Genomic DNA, 18,017 nt, shown 5'->3' with positions numbered 1-18,017 from the left:
ATTCTAACTATTAATGGAACTTTTATTAATTTATATATATACTAAAAGAAAAAAGCATGCACTTAAATTCTCATTTAAATACATGCTTAGAATAATATATCGTATTGTCCTATATTATCAACCAATATCTCAATAGCTTTATCAGGTATATTATATTTTGCTACCAATTCGTTATTATCTTCATCCTTGCCTACTAAAATTATCTTACTTCCCAATTTTAATATTTTTTTATTCTCAGCTACTTTGCTTGGCAAGTCATAAATTAATCTTAATGGCTTCTCTTGAGCCATGGTTATCTTATATAAACTATATAAATTATCTTTTATTATTCCAGTAAAGTACAAATCTTTTCCATCATAAGTCATATCCCCAATACTTTGTATCTTGTCAGAAACTAATTTATTCTTGAAGGTATTAGCATCCAATAGATAAGTTTTTCTCTTGTCATCTTTATTTAAGATATAAACTATTGATCCCTTATCTTGCAAAAACTTTTCTACAAATCCTTTTAAAATCAGGCTAGATTCTATTTTCTTAGTATCTAAATTATACTTAAATATTCCTCCTTTGTTTTCTCCATCAATTCCATAAAAGATTATACTATCTTTATCTTTCCAAAAATACATATCACCAGAAATCATTAAATCACTTAATTCTAGGCTTTTATTTTTTTCCACATCATAAAGAAAGTAACTTACTGAACCATCCTCTTTTTCTACACTATAAAGTATCTTTTCACCATCAGGACTAATTTGACAGCTCTTTATTTGTTCTTTTATGCTTAATTTTATATTTTTTTCATCCCTACTTAAATAGTATCCCTTTTTATCTGTATCCTGATATAACAATATATGTTTATCAGCATTGACACCTAATATATTTCCCTGTACCAGCGCCTCTGTTTTTCTAACACTCTCATCAGTTATGCTATAATAAGTATTATCATCACCACTAGAATAGAGCATCATATGTTCAGGCCACTGAACAGCAACCTTTTCATTTGTTGAAGGCTCTTTAATGTCATCATCACAGCCAAATAAAATTACGCTCATGACTACAAGCATTAAAGCAGCTATTATTTTTTTCATTTTTATCACCAGCTCATTTTATTGATATAAAATGGTGAAAAATGTTATACTATTTTTAGTTAAGTATGAAAGGAAGATATTATGGCTTTAGACGGAGTATTTTTATCAACCCTAATAAAGAGTTTAAAAGAAAACTTATTAAATTGCAAAATAGATAAAGTCAATCAGCCTGAAAAGGATGAGGTTATTCTAACGATTAGAGGCTCAAGCCGCCAAAAATTGCTTATTTCAGCAAGCGCCAATAATCCACGAATACATTTTACTAAAATCTCAAAGGAAAACCCGAATCAACCACCGATGTTTTGTATGGTTCTAAGAAAATACCTCATTGGAAGTAGAATCTTAGATATTAGCCAATACAAAGGAGATAGGATAGTCTTAATAGACTTCGAATCTACAGATGAACTTGGCTTCGATAGTATCTATAGCTTAGTAGTTGAAATAATGGGAAGACACAGTAATATAACTTTAATTAGAAAAAGAGATAATAAAGTTATGGAATCAATTAAACATATAACTCCTGATATAAATAGTTATAGGGTACTTTACCCAGGAGTTAAATATGTTCTACCTCCAGATAGTAATAAAATAGATCCTTTTTCCTTTGACAAAAATGCTTTAGAAAACTTTTTATCTGATAACAAAATTGAATTTAATGAAAACTTCTTTTCAAAGCTCTTAACTGGTGTTAGTAAAATTTTATCAAAAGAATTATATAATATGTTTACAAAAAAGTATATATTTGATATTAATAATTTATACCAGTTTACAAAAGATTTTTTTGAGTCCTTAGATAGTAACAAAACTTTTGTCTCCTATATGGATAAGGATACTAAAGCACTAAAGGATTTTTATTGTTTAAGGCTAGATTTATATGATGGTTATGAGGAAACTGAGTATGAGGATGGTTCTAGTTTACTTGAAGGCTTTTACTCAGCTAAAGATAAGCAAGATAGACTTCATGCCAAATCACAGGATCTTCAAAAGCTCATAACCACAAACATGGACAGATGTTCAAAGAAAAGAAGAATCCTAGAAAGTACCTTAGAAGAATGCTCTGAAAAAAATGACTTTAAGGTAAAAGGAGATATTTTATCAGCCTTCATCTATAATATAAAAAAAGGTCAAAAGGAAGTTTCTCTATCTAACTTTTACAGTGAAGAAGGAGAAGATATCCTAATAACTCTAGATGAGAATAAAACTCCTTCAGAAAATATTCAGTATTACTATAAAAGATATAATAAACTAAAAAAATCTGAAGAATCAGCAATACTTCAATTAGAAAAGAATGAAGATGAATATAGTTATCTAAATTCAGTACTTACAAATCTTCTTAATGCTGAAAATTATACTGAAATACAGGATATAAAATCCGAGCTCATTGATGAAGGATATATAAAATTCAAAAAATCAAAAGGAAAAGCTCCTAAACCATCAAAACCTATACACTTTATCTCTTCAGAAGGAGTAGACATTTACGTTGGTAAAAATAATATTCAAAACGACTACTTAACTTTAAAATTTGCCGACAAAAATGATACTTGGCTTCACACAAAGGTTATCCCTGGATCTCATGTTATCATCAAGGGAAAAGATTTTTCTGATGTTACTCTTAATGAAGCTGCGAACTTAGCGGCCTACTATAGTAAAGGCAAAGATTCAACAAAGGTGCCTATAGACTACACTATAGTAAAAAACGTAAAGAAGCCTTCTGGTGCAAAACCTGGAATGGTAATATATTATACTAACAAAACCCTATATGTAACTCCTGAGGAACCAAAAATAAAAAGAGTGTAAAAACACTCTTTTTTTACTGTTATGAACATTATATATCTTTGTTATCTGCTTCTAGCAATATCAAGGGTTTACAGTAGCTGTTTAACGTAAACAGTAAAAAAATAAAATTATGTCGCCTACCAGAATTTCTTCACATACGTTCAGAAAAGGTAGATGCAAAAAAAAGTCGCTTAAGCGACTTTTTATTTTGCAAGATATTGATAATAGTAACATTTTATTTTACCATTATATAATTTTCTATTTTTGCTGGCTTTCTCACCAAACAATGCTTCAAAGCCTTCAAAGGAGGTAAGAATATTCATATCCCAACTAGGAAGATTCTCATGAAACTCTCCTAACTTTTTATAAAGACTCTTTACTTCATCTAACTCTCCAATTCTCTGTCCATAAGGAGGATTTGTTATAATAAAGCAATTTTTCTTTCTAGATGACAATTCATTAAAGTCTAGTTTTTGGAAATCTATATATCTATCAATTTTAGCCTTTTGAGCATTTTCTCTTGCTTTTCTAAGTACAGGTCCATTAATATCATAACCTATAAGCTTCATATCATTGTTTTTTATGGAACTTTGTGCACCTTCTCTTACCTGCTCCCAGGTTTCAGCATCCATAGTAGGCCAATTTTCACACTCAAATCTTCTATATAGACCTGGTGCCTGATTAATACCTATCATAGCTGCTTCAATAAGTATTGTACCTGAACCACAGAAAGGATCTATAAGCAAGCTCTCGTTATTCCATCTAGAAATCAAAACTAAGCTAGCTGCTAAGGTTTCCTTTAATGGAGCTTCGCCTGCGTTTTCTCTATATCCTCTCTTATGAAGTCCTGGACCAGTAGTATCTATTGTTAATGTTACAATATCTTTAAGCAGTGCAACTTCAATCTTATAAACTGGGCCATCTTCTGGGAACCATTCTGTATTGTACTTGCTTTGCATACTCTTCACTACTGCCTTCTTGACTATTGACTGGCAGTCTGGAACACTAAACAAAGTAGATTTTATTGACTTACCTACTACATGCATCTTTCCATTAGCAGGAATTAAGCTTCCCCAATCAACTGCAAGAGTACCTTGGAATAATTCCTCAAAAGTTGTTGCTTTAAATTCAGCCATTTTTATCAATACTCTATCGGCAGTTCTAAGCCAAGTATTAGTGATGGCTATATCCATTTCATCCCCTGAAAAAGTTACTTTTCCATTCTCAATCACTAAGTCTTCATAACCTAGCTTTTTTAATTCCTTTGCAGTAATCGATTCTATCCCAAAAGTACTGGTAGCTATCAAATCGTAATCCATTTAAAAACTCCTATCCTTAACTTAAGTTTATCTTTCATATATTTTAACAGAGTCAATACCGTCTATCTCAAGTATTTCCACTCCTATATTTTCTGTTTTTGCTGTTGGTACATTTTTCCCTACAAAATCAGCTCGTATAGGAAGTTCCTTATGTCCCCTGTCTATTAACACTGCTAATTGTATATTCGTAGGTCTTCCAACATCCATAATAGCCTCAATTGCAGCTCTTACTGTTCTACAGGTATACAATACATCATCAACAATTATAACCTTTTTATCCTTTACTGCAACCCCAATATCGCTCTCCTTAACTGTTGGTTTGTCCCCAATATCAGTTAAATCATCTCTATAAAGAGTAATATCAACGCTTCCTACTGGAACTTCTATGCCTTCTATCTTTTTTATTTGTTCTGCAATTCTTTGGGCCAAAGGAAATCCTCTTCTTTTTATTCCCACCAAAACAACTTCTTCTACACCTTTATTTTTTTCAATTATTTCATGAGATATTCTAACTAGACTTCTCCTAATAGCTTCTTCATCTAAAAGTATTGCCTTTAGATTCATGTTATACTCTCCTCCAAAATTATTTATTTACCTTCAATTTACTATTATCAATAATTAAAGCTTACTTAAAACCTCTAAAAAGTAATCTGGCAGATCTGAGTTAAACTCCACATATTCATTTTTAGTTGGATGAACAAAACCTAAAGTCTTAGCATGTAGCATTTGTCCTTCAAGCTTAAACTTTTGCTTCTTATATCCATATACCGGATCTCCAACTAAAGGATGTCCTAAATATGCCATATGAACTCTAATCTGATGAGTTCTGCCTGTTTCTAAGGAGCATTTAACTAAAGTATTACTTTTATATCTCTCTAAAACCTCATAGTGAGTTACCGCTCTTCTTCCATCCTTAACTATGGCCATCTTTATTCTGTCCTGCGGATGTCTTGCAAGAGGCTGATCCACCACTCCACTATCACTTTTAAATACTCCTTCTGTAAGTGCATAGTACTCTCTTTTAATCGAGTGAACCTTGAATTGCTCTGTTAGCTTGCTATGTGCCAAATCATTCTTCGCAACAACTATTATTCCAGAAGTGTCTTTATCGATTCTATGAACTATACCAGGACGGATTACCCCATTTATACCAGATAAATCTTTACAATGATATAAAAGAGCATTCACAAGGGTCCCATTATAATTACCTGGTGCAGGATGAACTACCATTCCTTGTTTTTTATTGACAACTATTATGTCTTCATCTTCATACACTATATCAATTTCTATATTTTCCGGTTCAACCTTTAGTTCCTCTGGTTCTGGCATGTTCACTGTAACAACATCATTTTCTCTTAATTTATAATTACTCTTTATGTTTTTACCATTGACCAAAACCGCGTCATTGTCTATTAGATTTTGGATATGTGATCTTGATCTATCTACAATTTTTTCCGATAAAAACTTATCTATCCTTATACCTTTTTCATCTAAATTTATTTGAAAAATTACTTCATCCATATCGTTTATTTAAATATCCCCCATCCATAAAAATTAATCTGGTAGTTGACTTTTATATTGTTCGTTACTTATTTTCTCCACTGGATCTACGTACATATCGTCATCATCATAATTATCAAATACATTATTTATTCTGTTAAAGCTATTTACAGACTGAAAAGAGTCCTCTGCATCAAACCCAACCTTTTCATACTCATTAAAGTCATTATAGCCATATCCAAAAGGATTACCTATAACAGACTCTTCAACCGGTCTCCTATTGCTTCTATACTCTTTTATAGATCCAATAACATTTTGACACTTTATACAATATTCTGCATATGGAAGAAAGTCAAGTCTTTCTTTGCTTATTTCTGTACCACATCTTTTACAAACACCATACTTGCCTTCATCAATAGCCTTTATGCCGTCATCAATTTTTCTTAAAATCTCTCTTTCATTTCCTTTAAGAGCTTTACCTCTCTCAAAATCAAAAGTCTCCGTAGTCAAATCCGATGGATGATTGTCATAAAATGAAAGCTCTGATGCAATTTCAGCATAAGAGTCTACAGCCTCATTTTCTTTAAGCTGCTTGATTAAGCTTAAAACTCTTTCTTTTTCACTGTTTAATTTAATACGATATCTGTCTAAATCCCTGCCATCCATAATATCATTCCTTTCAAAAGAATTTTGAAATATATTATTATTCTTTCAAAAGAAAATATTTTTATTACATTGAATATAATAAACCAATAGTGTAAAGAAATTCTGGCAGACCACATATTTTTTATTTCTCCAAGAATATACAGCTCTAAACCATCCTTGAATACTTATCCATAGCTTTATATAGACTATAACTTCCTAATGAATAAAAACAAACCACTTCCTGTATATAATATATTAATTCTAATCATTGAAGATATGCCACTTTAATACTGAATATATTTTCAAAGCTCCTATGGCTTCTAACAAAATGTTGGAAAAATATATTCTAAAAAACGAAGTGGTACATCTATATAAATCAATGAAAATCAAAAATATTATATAACTATGAAGTGGTTTAATAGTCTAACCTTTATAGTTTACTTATTGGCAAAAAAGCTCTTTATTTCATCCATGTTATTGCTTTCAACTTCTTCTTCTTTATAAGTATTAATGGTATTATCTTCCGGAACAATATGTATATCTTTTTCTACTATATCGTTAATAGGGTGTGATATGTTATAGTTCTTTACAAGATCTTTCTCCAAATCGTCAAAAGTTTCTAATTGAGTTTTCATAAAGTTTCTGAATTTAGCACGGAACTTTACAAATTCTTGCTTAACTCTGTCAAATTCATCATTTATCTGTATTACATCATTATGAGCCTTATCCAATATCCTTTGCGCTGTCTCATTAGCATTACTAACGATAAGTTCAGCTTCCTTCTGTGCATTTAACTTAGCCTGTTCAGCGGTATTCTGTGCTAAAAGCAAAGTATTTTGTATAGTATTTTCTATCTTTGCATAATGCTCAACCTTTTCACCTACAGCAGCTAACTTTTCTTTAAGCAGTCCATTTTCTTTATATAAATTCTCATACTCTTCAACTACTTGCTCTAAAAACTCATCTACTTCTTCTGAATTGTATCCTCTTAAGCCTCTCTTGAATTCCTTATTTGTTATTTCCATGGGAGTTAACTTCATATTAATCACCTCAGCTATTTATATTTTTTTACCATTAGTTTTAAATTATCGCTCTTTGTCTTTCCCACTGTATCAACTATGATAAACTTTCCTGTCCCTCTTATTGTAATTGTACTATTTAATTTCACTTCCGTACTCTTATTACGATTTTCTTTATAGTTCAAAAGCACACTCCCATTAGAAATTAGATCCATAGCATCATTTCTACTTTTCCTACTTATCGACGCAACTATGGTATCCAACCTCATAGAAGCGACTTGTATAATAATTTCTTCAAAATCAACTGCTGGAATATCTTCTGGATTTGCAACGGTTTTAACTGAAACACTATGCCTACCTATTTTTGTCACATTAGAAGTTATATAATCCTTTATATCGCTGTGTATAGCAACAAAGCAACTAAAGTCTTTTACTCTTAAATCACCAATTTTTTCACGCTTTATTCCAAGGGATAAAATTGCGCCTAAAAAATCTCTGTGTGCCAAAGTTCCAAACTTACCATTATAGCCTAATTGTATTATTTCAAAAGGCCAGTCTACACTATAACAATTTATAGCCAAGACCCTTCTTTCGCTATCTGTAAATCCACCTTCGGCAACAGAATTTATGCCTATTCCCTGTAAATATTCAAGCAATTTAGTCCATACTACAGGAGAGTAAAACTCATTTGTGACTATAGGTATTTCTCTTTCTAAGGATAGTGATATTTTATTATATAAATTACTATACTCGCCTATGTCATCTACACCTAATATAGAAATAAATTCTTTCTTGTTCATGTTAAATAAAACTTAAAAGAATATTTTGCACTAAGGATAAAACTATTATAGCTATCATTGGTGAAAAGTCTAAAGGTGAATTTGGTGTAATCTTATTTTGTAATTTTTGAAAAGGCGATAGTATAGGTGCTGTAATTAGCTTTATATAATAAGTTACTTTATTTTCCTTCCCCATAAAGAGAACGGATGAAAATGCATCAATTAAAATCATAAACTCAATAAAATTAAATAATATACTTATAAATTCTCTTATAAAAGGTATAAAAATCTCCTCCGATCTTTAAATATACCACTCTATAACTAAATTTTAGTTTTAGGATGTCTTTGTAACATCTTAAATCTTACAACTTAATAAACTTACAAAATGATATATCTCTACTTAGACCAATTGAAAAGTCCTTTAGTTGAAAGTTCACTCTTAAGTTCATTAGTAACCTCAACATTAGATGGTGATAGTATGTATACTCCTCTTTCAACTTCTTGAAGTTCTCCAGCTAGAGCAAAACACGCACCACTTATGAAATCTAAAAGTCTTTGAGCAATTCTGTTTTCTAAACTGCTAGTATTTACAACTACGATTTTTCTGCTCTTAAGTGCATCACATATTTCAGTTGCATCCTCATAAGCTGTTGGCTTAGTTATCATCACTTTCGCAGAAGCTGCGGTATGAATGTTCACAACCTTATTATTCTTCTTTCCTGCTAATACAGGTTCAATATTCTCATCTACTGCCATTTCCTCTGCTTCATCAAATTCATCGTACTCTTCATCATATTCCTCAAAGCCTAAAATCTCTTTCATCTTGCTAAACATCTTTGCAGCCATAGTTAATCCTCCTATTTATATTCTCTTACCAAAAATACCCTCACCTATCCTTACTAAATTAGCACCTTCTTCTAGTGCAGTTTTATAGTCATGAGTCATGCCCATAGATAGTATTTCCATAGTTACATTTTGGTATTTCTGTTCCTTGATTTTTTCATAAATATTTTTTGTTCTCTTAAAATAATATCGGTTACTTTCTTCATCACCTTTAGGAATTATAACCATTATTCCTTTAATTTTAACACAATTACATTTTTCTACCTCAATAAAAACTTCATCAAGGTCTTCCTCATAAAAACCGTATTTGCTTTCCTCTTTACCGATATTAATTTGTATAAGTGTATTTACTTGTAATTGTTGCTTATCACATTGTTTTTCAAGCTCTTTAAGAAGTTTTATGCTGTCTAAAGAATGTATCATAAAAGCCTTATCCAATATATACTTAACCTTATTAGTCTGTAAATGACCTATAAAGTGCCACCTAACATCCTTATGAAAAAGCTCAAACTTTTCCATTAACTCTTGAACTTTATTTTCAGCAAAATCCCTAATGCCTGCTGAATAAGCTTCCTCCAAAAGTTCAATAGGTTTAGTCTTAGAAACGGCAACTAAGGTTACATCCTCTGGCATTGATTCTTTTATCTGCTCTATATTGTATTTGATATTCAAAATAATCATGCCTCCACTTCTTTAAAATATTATATTCTTCATAAATATGAAAAATCCTTCAAAATATTTAAATCTTACACCTATTTTGTTTTAGGTGTAAGATTATTATAACTTATATCTCCTATATATGGATCAATTTTCAGATTATTTTCTTTTGTAATATCAACTTGAATACCTCTGTTGATAAGTGATCTTATAAAACCATCGTCTCTTTGAAGAGTGCTATCAAGAGTTTCCGGATCCCCTATAGCAGTTACTTCGAATGGAGCTGGTATTTGATGACCGTTAATTCTCAAAAAAGCCCAACTACATAATATCTCTGTATTAGGAAGAACTCTTTGGCCGTTTATGGATATAGCTTCAGCACCGGCTACTCTAAGCTCATTGACAACTTTTATCATATCATCATCATGAAGTGTCTTTAATAAAATAAGTTGAGTATTTTCCTGTTCATAGCCTTTAGGATCATCTATAGTGCCATCGTTAATAACTAATTTCACTCCATTGCCTTTTACAGCACTAAATCCTATTTCCATATTATTATCATTAAATTCATTGTCAATATCCTGAGTTAATTTTTGATTTTTAGTATCATCATATTTATATTTATTTATTTTTTCGGACATCTTTGAATTGGAATCTTTAAGGTTTGAAACCTCGGCATATAATTTATTTTTTTGGTTATAAGCATCTTGGTACTGCTTAGCGCTCATTTGAAAACTTCTTGATGTTCCCTTTAAGTTAATATTAAGAGCTATAAGAATTCCTATTATAATAGAAGCTATAAAAACAAAAATTGATGCTTCATTATTTTTCATAAATTCCCCCCTTTATCGGGATCTTGCTTTCTCTATTAAAAGCCTTCTCACAATAGCAAAATTATCGAATATTCTTCCACCAAAAACTATTACCGCTGCAATATATATAGGAATTCCAAGTTTATCTCCTAAATAAGCAAGGGCAACTGCAAGGGCAGCATTTCCAAAAAATCCAGATATGAATATATCTGCTTGAAAGTTTTTTGACAAACTTGCTCTAATAGCTCCAAAGACTGAATCTAAGCAAGCTAGTATTGCAACAGACATGTAAGGTGAAAACTTTTCAGGTATATCAACCTTCCATACTATTCCTACTATAATTCCAATTAAAAGTCCTATAAATGCAATCATTAATAATCAACTCCTACTGTACAGCTTTAATATTATCGTTATGAATTACCTGAGAAGATTTAGGGATTGTTATCTCATTACTTTTTTCTATTTTTCTTTCGTAATTGAATAAAACTCCATAATCTAAAGCTCCTTGAAAGGTTAATCCAGCTTCAAGGGTACTCTTTACACCTATTGCCTTTATTACAATCTTATCATTAGGTGATATTCTTTCATTTGCACCTATCCATATGTAGTTACTAGCATTTTTTATACCTGTCTGAGTAGTAACCCTCTTATCATTTATAGAAATCGCCTCTGCTCCTGAAAAGTTTAATATATTTACTATATGAATGAGTTCATTTTCGGATATATAATCAGCACCATTGGTAGTAAGGAAAGAAGACTTAGGAGTAAGATATAAAATTACACCTGGTCCCTTTACATCTACAGTTCCAAGTATCATTCTGGTTTTATCAAGTTGTTGCTTTATCTCAGTATTAACATCACCTTTTTTTGCAGCAGATTCCTCTATTTTCTTTAAATCATCTGACAAAGAATTATTCTGCTTTAAAAGTTCTTCTTTTTCTTTCTTTAGAGCATCTAGTTCAGCTACAACATCTGTTTTATCTACATTATCTTTTATCGCACTCTCTTTATTGTTTATAAGCTTAAATTGATAAGCCAACAAAAATCCTAATAGAGCGCATACGATAGCAACAACTATCTGAGAAGTCATCTTTTTCATTGCTTTGCCTCCTATTCCTGTTTTATAACCGGTTCTCCGTTAAAACTAACATCTATATATCCTTTTTTAAGTCCTATATTATTATCTTTTAAGATTCTTATGCAATTATTAAATTTATCCTCTAATTTTTCATCAGTACCTAAAGAGATTCTTACCTCTCCTACCATCATAGTAAGTGAAGTAGGATCCTTTATCTGTAAAGAATTAAACTTCACATCACTTCTGTTTGTTTCTAGATATTTGCCTATATTAATTGCTATCCTCTTAATCTTCTCATCATTTGATAGATATGAACCAACTTCTGTAGCTGTTGGTGTTATCCCAGTTAACTCTGTCAAACTCATCCCATCTATTTTGTCTCTTTTTTCAAGTATTTTAAGTTCTGAGTTTAATACATAAATTCCATCTGAATTTTTAAAGAAGTATACAGTTTTTCTTTCAGTGACGTCTATTATTATTCCATTGGGAAATACTCTTTTTAACTGAACGCCATCTATATAAGGATTAACTTGAATCTTAGATCTAACATCCTTCTGATTTATGTAAAAAATATTTTTACCATATAGCTCTGACCTGTCTACAATTTCTTTACTGTTTATAATCTTATTATTTTCTACCTTTATATCCTGTATATTAAAAAAAGGAGCCTTCAATAATATAAGAATAGTTATAGAAAAAAAGAACGCAAAGAACAAAATCAACTTTTTCCTAACCTTTTTTCTTTTATGCTTTTTTATATATTCATTTATCTCATTATTCATATATTACCTTCTTAAACATTTGATATAATTACTAAAAATATTATTATATTACCATATAATATAATAACACTATATCCTCAATTTTTCATTACAAATTTATTAAAACATTTAGCTTATTACTTACATAATTTCAGGTCTATCGGATAATTCCTAAGTACATTAATACTATTATTTATATTAAAGTGTTATGTTGAAATCAATTAATTTTAACACATTACTTTAATAGAACCTAATTATATTATCGTACTTCATAAGCTATAGTTAATATTTACTTTTCTCTAGACTACAATATTTTTTAGGCTGCTAAAAAATAAAAAAGTCGCTGAAACGACCTTCTTCAGGGAGCTCTTTTGCACATCTACCTTTACTAAGGTATATTATAAAAATCTGACAGGCTAATATTATTTTTTCTATTTACCATAAACATCTCCTCTAAATCTTTCATATTGCTAGATTTAGATATTGAAAAATTTTATATCCTGCTAGACAGTAAAAGAACCACTAAGCCTAAGCCTTAGTGATTCTTTTATTAAATATTAATGTTAAATATTCTATATAGCTCTCTTTCTCTCAACCTGCCTCGATATATTTAACAGCACACCCATGGCGGCCATATTTATGACCAGAGAACTCCCTCCATAACTAATAAATGGTAGCGGTACTCCAGTAACTGGCATTGATCCAGTTACAACTGCTATATTGATTATAGCCTGAACTGCAACAATAGAAGTAATTCCTGTAGCAAGTAATGTTCCAAAGGCATCCTTTGCTCCCATAGCTATTCTAATACCTCTGAAAACGAAGATTATAAATAATATTATTATCAGAGCACAGCCTATAAGACCTAGTTCTTCACCTATTATAGCAAATATAAAGTCATTATGTGGCTCTGGCATATAAAGTGTCTTTTGTCTTGACTGCCCTATACCAAGTCCAGTAACTCCTCCAGCTCCTAAAGCATAAAAAGACTGAATTAGCTGATATCCATCACCAGCTGGATCTTGCCACGGGTTTAGGAAGTTTAATAATCTTCTTCTTCTATAATCTTCACTAAATATGAAAAAGGTAGCAGCTGCAAACATTGCTGGTACTACACCAAAACCAAGAGTAGTAGACTTAGCACCTGCAACGAACATTACTATAAGGGTAACTATCATTATTACTGAGGCTATACTTAAGTTCTTTTCTAAAAGTATCATTCCAGCATAAAAACCAGATACAATAAGGTAAGGTAAAACCCCTTCTTTAAAGGACTTCATCTTCTCACCTTTTTTTTCCATGCTAGTAGCCATAAACAGTACTACAACATATTTTACTAACTCAGAAGGCTGAAACTGTCCTAATGGCCCAAGCTGTATCCATCTCTTAGCACCATTAACGTCTTTAGAAAATAAAACAGCTACTAAAAGCGGTAATGATATTATCATCATTATTCTAGTATATTTTTTCATCTTATGATAATCTACCGACATCATAAACAACATAACTGCTATTCCCAGCACTGACCACTGTAGCTGTTTCTTTAAGAAAAACATACTATCATTATTCTTATACATCGCATAGTATGAACTAGCGCTATAAACCATTACTACACCAATAGCCAATAGGAAAAAAATCGTATAAAAGGTAACATAATCGATTTGTCCCATTTTAGGCTTCTTTTTTTTCATTCAAATTCCTCCTATAATTACTACAAAGACAAAAAGGCAACAAGGCAAAGTACAACTGTACAAATAGCAAAGACTGAAACAATCTTAGTTTCGCTCCAACCTAACTGTTCAAAGTGATGGTGGATCGGTGCCATCTTGAATACTCTTTTACCAGTTAGCTTAAAAGAACCAACCTGAATTATAACCGATAGCGTTTCTAATACATATATTCCACCAACTATCACTATAATCAGCTCCATTTTAAGCATCATTGCTACTGCAGCCACAGCCCCTCCTAAGGCTAAGGAACCAGTGTCCCCCATAAACACCTTGGCTGGAAAAGCATTAAATCTCAAGAATCCTAACAAGGCTCCTGCTAAAGAAACACAGAATATTGAAAGTCTATAATGTCCCATATTTAAACTTAGTATGGATAAGAAAGTCATAACCAATATTGTTATAGAGGTTGCCAACCCATCCAATCCATCTGTCAAGTTTACTGCATTGGTTGTTCCTGCGAAGTAAACTATTATAAAAGGTATAAATAACCAACCCATCTCCCATTGATGTCTCGAAAATGGTACATTTATTGAAGTACCTATAGTGTTATATGCATAGTAAGCTAATGCTCCAGATACTATAAGAAGTAAAACCATCTTTTGCCAAGCTCTAAGTCCTAAGTTGTTTCTGTGAATTATCTTTAATATATCATCTAGAAAACCAACAAACCCAAAAGCTAAAAATGCATAAAGTACAACCATTGATTCATCAGTAAAACTTGGTATCATAACTAACATTGTTATAAGCGTGGCTAACATAAATATTAATCCACCTATTGTAGGTGTTCCAGCCTTTTTTAAATGACTTCGAGGACCATCTTCTCTTATATTTTGTCCAAATTTAAGCCTATGTAAAAGAGGTATTATAATTGGACCTATTATTGATGCCACTATAAAACTTATTAAAATTGATATTATTAATGCTGTATTAGCTAAATTCCCCATATATTGCCGTCCATTTAAAGACAGCTCACCTCCTTGGTTATAAAATATTTTTTCTAAGCTCGCTGACTATATCTTCGAATTTCATACCTCTAGATGCCTTTACAAGCACAGTATCTTTTTCTTTAATTAGATCTTTAAGCGAATTTATAAGCTCTTCTTTAGAATCAAAAACAATACAATTATCTCCTTCAAAGCCGGATTTAAACCCTTCTGAATACTGGCCACAGCAAAGCAATAAATCTATATTATTCTCTTTTGCATATAACCCAGTTTCAGTATGTGCCTTTAAGGATTCATCTCCTAATTCTCTCATGGTTCCTAGTATAGCTACCTTTCGATCTTCAGCTATATTGTTAACCACATCAATAGCTGCTTTCATTGAAGAAGGACTTGCATTATAGCAATCATTCACTATAGTTATCTTTTCTTCCTCAATTATCTCTAATCTCATGGAAGTGGCCTCTATATTATTTAAGCCATCATTCATCTCTTTCATAGAGATACCAAGTAACTTTCCTACCTGTAAGCACAACAAACAATTTTGAATGCTATGTTTTCCAAGCATAGGAAGACTAAATCTAAATTTAGTAGCTTCAGACATAACTTCAAACTCGCTATGATCCTTAAATAAAGTCACATCACTAGCAATTAAATCGTTATGACTCTCTAAACCAGTCTTTATTATGTTGTATTGTTCACTGACAACATCTTTAAGAAGATCATCATCACCGTTAACTATTAAAGTATTTTCTTCGTTGAAATAATCAACAATTTCCATCTTAGCTTTTAATATATTTTCCCTACTTTTGAGGTTTTCTATATGAGATAAGCCTATATTAGTTATTAACGCAATATCAGGCCTCGCTATATCTGCTAGAAGATGTATTTCTCTAAGATTACTCATGCCCATTTCTAGTACAGCTATATCTATACTTTTATCTAATTCTAGAATCATAAGTGGTAATCCTATATCATTATTAAAGTTTCCCTTTGTTTTAAAAACTGAATATTTTTCTCCTAGTATAGCTGCTAATATATCTTTTGTAGAAGTTTTTCCATTTGATCCTGTTATACCAACAACTTTAAGCCCAAGTTTATTTCTATAATACTTAGCTAGAGCCTGAAGAGCTTTTTTCGAATCAAGTACTTTTATTATGTTACACTGTAAATCAGCAAATTCAGTTCTTTCTTCATCTACTATACAAACACTTGCACCTTTTTTAACAGCTTCTTCAATATAGTTATTGCCATTAAAATTCTCGCCTCTTAAAGCAAAGAATATACTTTGTTTCTCAATTTTTCTTGTATCCGTACTAACTTTTACAAAGTGTTCATCTTTATTTCTTTTGATAAACTGACCATTTATGGCTATTGAAATTTCTTCCAAGGTTAAGTCTAACATTTTTCCACTCCTAATTGCTCTAGTATTTCAATCACAACTTCTCTTTCATCAAAGTGAATTGTCTTATCTTTTAGTATTTGATAATTTTCATGTCCTTTTCCTGCTATAACAATAACATCTCCGGACTTGCCAAGCTTAAGTGCTTCCTTTATGGCTTCTCTTCTATTTTCAACAATTTTATAGCTATCTGCTTCTAAGTTCTCAACTATATCCTTTATTATTGCCATAGGTTCTTCAGTTCTTGGATTATCGGAAGTAACTATAGCAACATCACTTAGTTCTACTCCAATTTTCCCCATCATAGGTCTCTTAACCTTATCTCTGTCTCCCCCACAGCCAAATACAGAAATCAATCTATTAGAAGTAAACTCCCTAGCTGTTTTTAGTATATTTTCTAATCCATCTGGCGTATGTGCATAATCAATTATAACTTCATATGGAATATTGTATTCTAACGCTGTTCTCTCACATCTTCCTGGAACAACAGCCTTATTCAATCCATCCATTATCGCATCTATTGGCAAGCTTAAAACTTTTGATAAAGTTAAAACTGAAAGTGCGTTGTATACATTGTATAACCCAGGCATTTGAAGTTTAATGTCATAGGTTGTACCTTCTAAAGATACATTAAAATGTACTCCTTTAGAAGAATTAATTATATTATCAGCCTTAATATAGCTGCTATCGTTAATAGAATAGGTATAAACCTTTGTATCTATATTCTTTTCTTCTAAGTCCTTAATTATATTTTTACCATAGGAATCATCTATATTAATTACCGATATATCAGTTCTTTCGAACAACTTAAATTTAGCCTTATAATAGTTTTCAAAGGTCTTATGAAAATCTAAATGATCTCTAGTCAAATTGGAGAATATAGCCCCAGCAAATCTTACTCCATATACTCTATCAAGTTCTAAGGCATGAGAGGAAACCTCCATAACACAGTAATCAACTTTTTCTTCTACCATCTCATTGAAAAGTTCTTGAAGCTCCAAGGATTCAGGAGTCGTACGTTCAGTTTTAATTACCCTATCTCCTATATAGTTAGCAATAGTACCTATTAATCCAACCTTATATCCACTTGCTTCAAGTACCTTCTTCATCATAAAAGCAGATGTTGTCTTACCGTTGGTACCAGTTATTCCTATAACCTTAAGCTTCTTAGTAGGATTATCATAATAGTTGGCACCTACTAAAGCCATTGCTTTTCTAGTGTCTTCTACCTTGACAATAGTCACATCCTCATCAAGATTTATATCATCCATACAGATAATAACCTTGGCTCCGTTTTCTACTGCACCTTTTGCAAACTTATGACCATCACTGGCAAAGCCTTTAATACAAAAGAAAACATCTCCTTCTTCTGCTTTTCTATTATCATAAGTAATTTTATTCACTTCTTGCTCCAAGCTTCCTTTGATAAGCTCATGTTTTACATCCTTCAACAACTCTTTTAAAAGCATTGTCCACTCATCTCCTTAAATAATATGCTATAAAATTCTCCTAAATGATGTATGGTATTTAATAATATCTACCATGTTAAGAAAGCTGTATTTTGCACATAAAGGCGGTTTTCAAGCCTAAAAACTTTTGATAAGTATATTCTCTTATATTTAAGCTTATCCTAAATATATCAAAATACTAGCATGTGGCTGAGCCAC

At 31.3% G+C, this 18,017-nt stretch carries 18 protein-coding genes; 1 reads left to right on the top strand and 17 read right to left on the bottom strand.

Translation table 11 applies throughout. From position 1 onward, the window contains the following. Positions 1-86: 86 nt before the first annotated feature. A complete protein-coding gene (locus GXK57_RS16975; RefSeq protein ID WP_160678660.1) occupies positions 87-1,088 on the bottom strand; it encodes a hypothetical protein in 1,002 nt (333 codons plus the stop codon). Between the two features lie 81 nt (positions 1,089-1,169). Between GXK57_RS16975 and GXK57_RS16970 the strand changes: the two genes are divergently transcribed. Next, positions 1,170-2,885, top strand: a complete 1,716-nt coding sequence (locus tag GXK57_RS16970) for an NFACT RNA binding domain-containing protein (RefSeq protein ID WP_160678658.1) — start codon at positions 1,170-1,172, stop codon at positions 2,883-2,885. 182 nt (positions 2,886-3,067) lie between these two features. Here GXK57_RS16970 and GXK57_RS16965 read toward each other — a convergent pair whose 3' ends face one another. The 16 genes from GXK57_RS16965 to GXK57_RS16885 all read right to left on the bottom strand — a co-directional run bounded on the left by GXK57_RS16965 (position 3,068) and on the right by GXK57_RS16885 (position 17,819). Beyond that, the gene (locus GXK57_RS16965; protein WP_160678656.1) at positions 3,068-4,183 is read right to left on the bottom strand and encodes a class I SAM-dependent RNA methyltransferase; all 1,116 of its coding nucleotides are present in this window, start codon (positions 4,181-4,183) and stop codon (positions 3,068-3,070) included. Between the two features lie 27 nt (positions 4,184-4,210). Then, a complete protein-coding gene (gene pyrR / locus GXK57_RS16960; protein WP_160678654.1) occupies positions 4,211-4,747 on the bottom strand; it encodes a bifunctional pyr operon transcriptional regulator/uracil phosphoribosyltransferase PyrR in 537 nt (178 codons plus the stop codon). A 54-nt stretch (positions 4,748-4,801) separates the two neighbouring features. Further along, entirely contained in the window at positions 4,802-5,704 is a 903-nt protein-coding gene (locus GXK57_RS16955) for an RluA family pseudouridine synthase (RefSeq protein ID WP_160678652.1), read from the bottom strand. Between the two features lie 33 nt (positions 5,705-5,737). Beyond that, entirely contained in the window at positions 5,738-6,349 is a 612-nt protein-coding gene (locus GXK57_RS16950) for a TraR/DksA C4-type zinc finger protein (RefSeq protein ID WP_160678650.1), read from the bottom strand. Positions 6,350-6,765: 416 nt separating this feature from the next. Beyond that, positions 6,766-7,368, bottom strand: a complete 603-nt coding sequence (locus GXK57_RS16945; protein ID WP_160678648.1) for a DivIVA domain-containing protein — start codon at positions 7,366-7,368, stop codon at positions 6,766-6,768. Positions 7,369-7,382: 14 nt separating this feature from the next. Further along, positions 7,383-8,147 (bottom strand): YlmH/Sll1252 family protein, encoded by a 765-nt coding sequence (locus GXK57_RS16940; protein ID WP_160678646.1) that lies wholly within the window; start codon positions 8,145-8,147, stop codon positions 7,383-7,385. 375 nt (positions 8,148-8,522) lie between these two features. Next, a complete protein-coding gene (sepF, locus tag GXK57_RS16930) occupies positions 8,523-8,972 on the bottom strand; it encodes a cell division protein SepF (protein WP_160678644.1) in 450 nt (149 codons plus the stop codon). A gap of 15 nt (positions 8,973-8,987) precedes the next feature. Beyond that, entirely contained in the window at positions 8,988-9,641 is a 654-nt protein-coding gene (locus tag GXK57_RS16925) for a YggS family pyridoxal phosphate-dependent enzyme (RefSeq protein WP_160678642.1), read from the bottom strand. Between the two features lie 80 nt (positions 9,642-9,721). Then, complete coding sequence (locus tag GXK57_RS16920) at positions 9,722-10,459, bottom strand: DUF881 domain-containing protein (RefSeq protein WP_160678640.1); 738 nt, start codon at positions 10,457-10,459, stop codon at positions 9,722-9,724. 12 nt (positions 10,460-10,471) lie between these two features. Further along, positions 10,472-10,810, bottom strand: a complete 339-nt coding sequence (locus tag GXK57_RS16915; protein WP_128212825.1) for a DUF1290 domain-containing protein — start codon at positions 10,808-10,810, stop codon at positions 10,472-10,474. A gap of 13 nt (positions 10,811-10,823) precedes the next feature. After that, positions 10,824-11,537: a DUF881 domain-containing protein gene (locus GXK57_RS16910; protein ID WP_160678638.1), complete on the bottom strand. Its 714-nt coding sequence runs from the start codon at positions 11,535-11,537 to the stop codon at positions 10,824-10,826. Positions 11,538-11,548: 11 nt separating this feature from the next. After that, on the bottom strand, positions 11,549-12,298 hold the full coding sequence (locus tag GXK57_RS16905) for an FtsQ-type POTRA domain-containing protein (protein WP_160678636.1): 750 nt from the start codon (positions 12,296-12,298) through the stop codon (positions 11,549-11,551). Positions 12,299-12,849: 551 nt separating this feature from the next. Continuing rightward, a complete protein-coding gene (gene spoVE / locus GXK57_RS16900; RefSeq protein ID WP_160678634.1) occupies positions 12,850-13,968 on the bottom strand; it encodes a stage V sporulation protein E in 1,119 nt (372 codons plus the stop codon). 20 nt (positions 13,969-13,988) lie between these two features. After that, positions 13,989-14,951, bottom strand: coding sequence for a phospho-N-acetylmuramoyl-pentapeptide-transferase (gene mraY / locus GXK57_RS16895; protein ID WP_160678632.1), 963 nt, complete (start codon positions 14,949-14,951; stop codon positions 13,989-13,991). Positions 14,952-14,988: 37 nt separating this feature from the next. Further along, complete coding sequence (gene murF / locus GXK57_RS16890; RefSeq protein ID WP_160678630.1) at positions 14,989-16,353, bottom strand: UDP-N-acetylmuramoyl-tripeptide--D-alanyl-D-alanine ligase; 1,365 nt, start codon at positions 16,351-16,353, stop codon at positions 14,989-14,991. Next, positions 16,347-17,819: a UDP-N-acetylmuramoyl-L-alanyl-D-glutamate--2,6-diaminopimelate ligase gene (locus GXK57_RS16885; protein ID WP_160678628.1), complete on the bottom strand. Its 1,473-nt coding sequence runs from the start codon at positions 17,817-17,819 to the stop codon at positions 16,347-16,349. The genes murF and GXK57_RS16885 overlap by 7 nt, the downstream gene beginning before the upstream one ends. Between the last annotated feature and the right edge of the window lie 198 nt (positions 17,820-18,017).

Origin of the sequence: Clostridium sp. C8-1-8 (assembly GCF_009928445.1) — a bacterium.
Lineage (GTDB): Bacteria > Bacillota > Clostridia > Clostridiales > Clostridiaceae > Clostridium_AR.
Note: the sequence above shows the minus strand (reverse complement) of the source record. Positions and strands in the feature narration are given on the sequence as shown.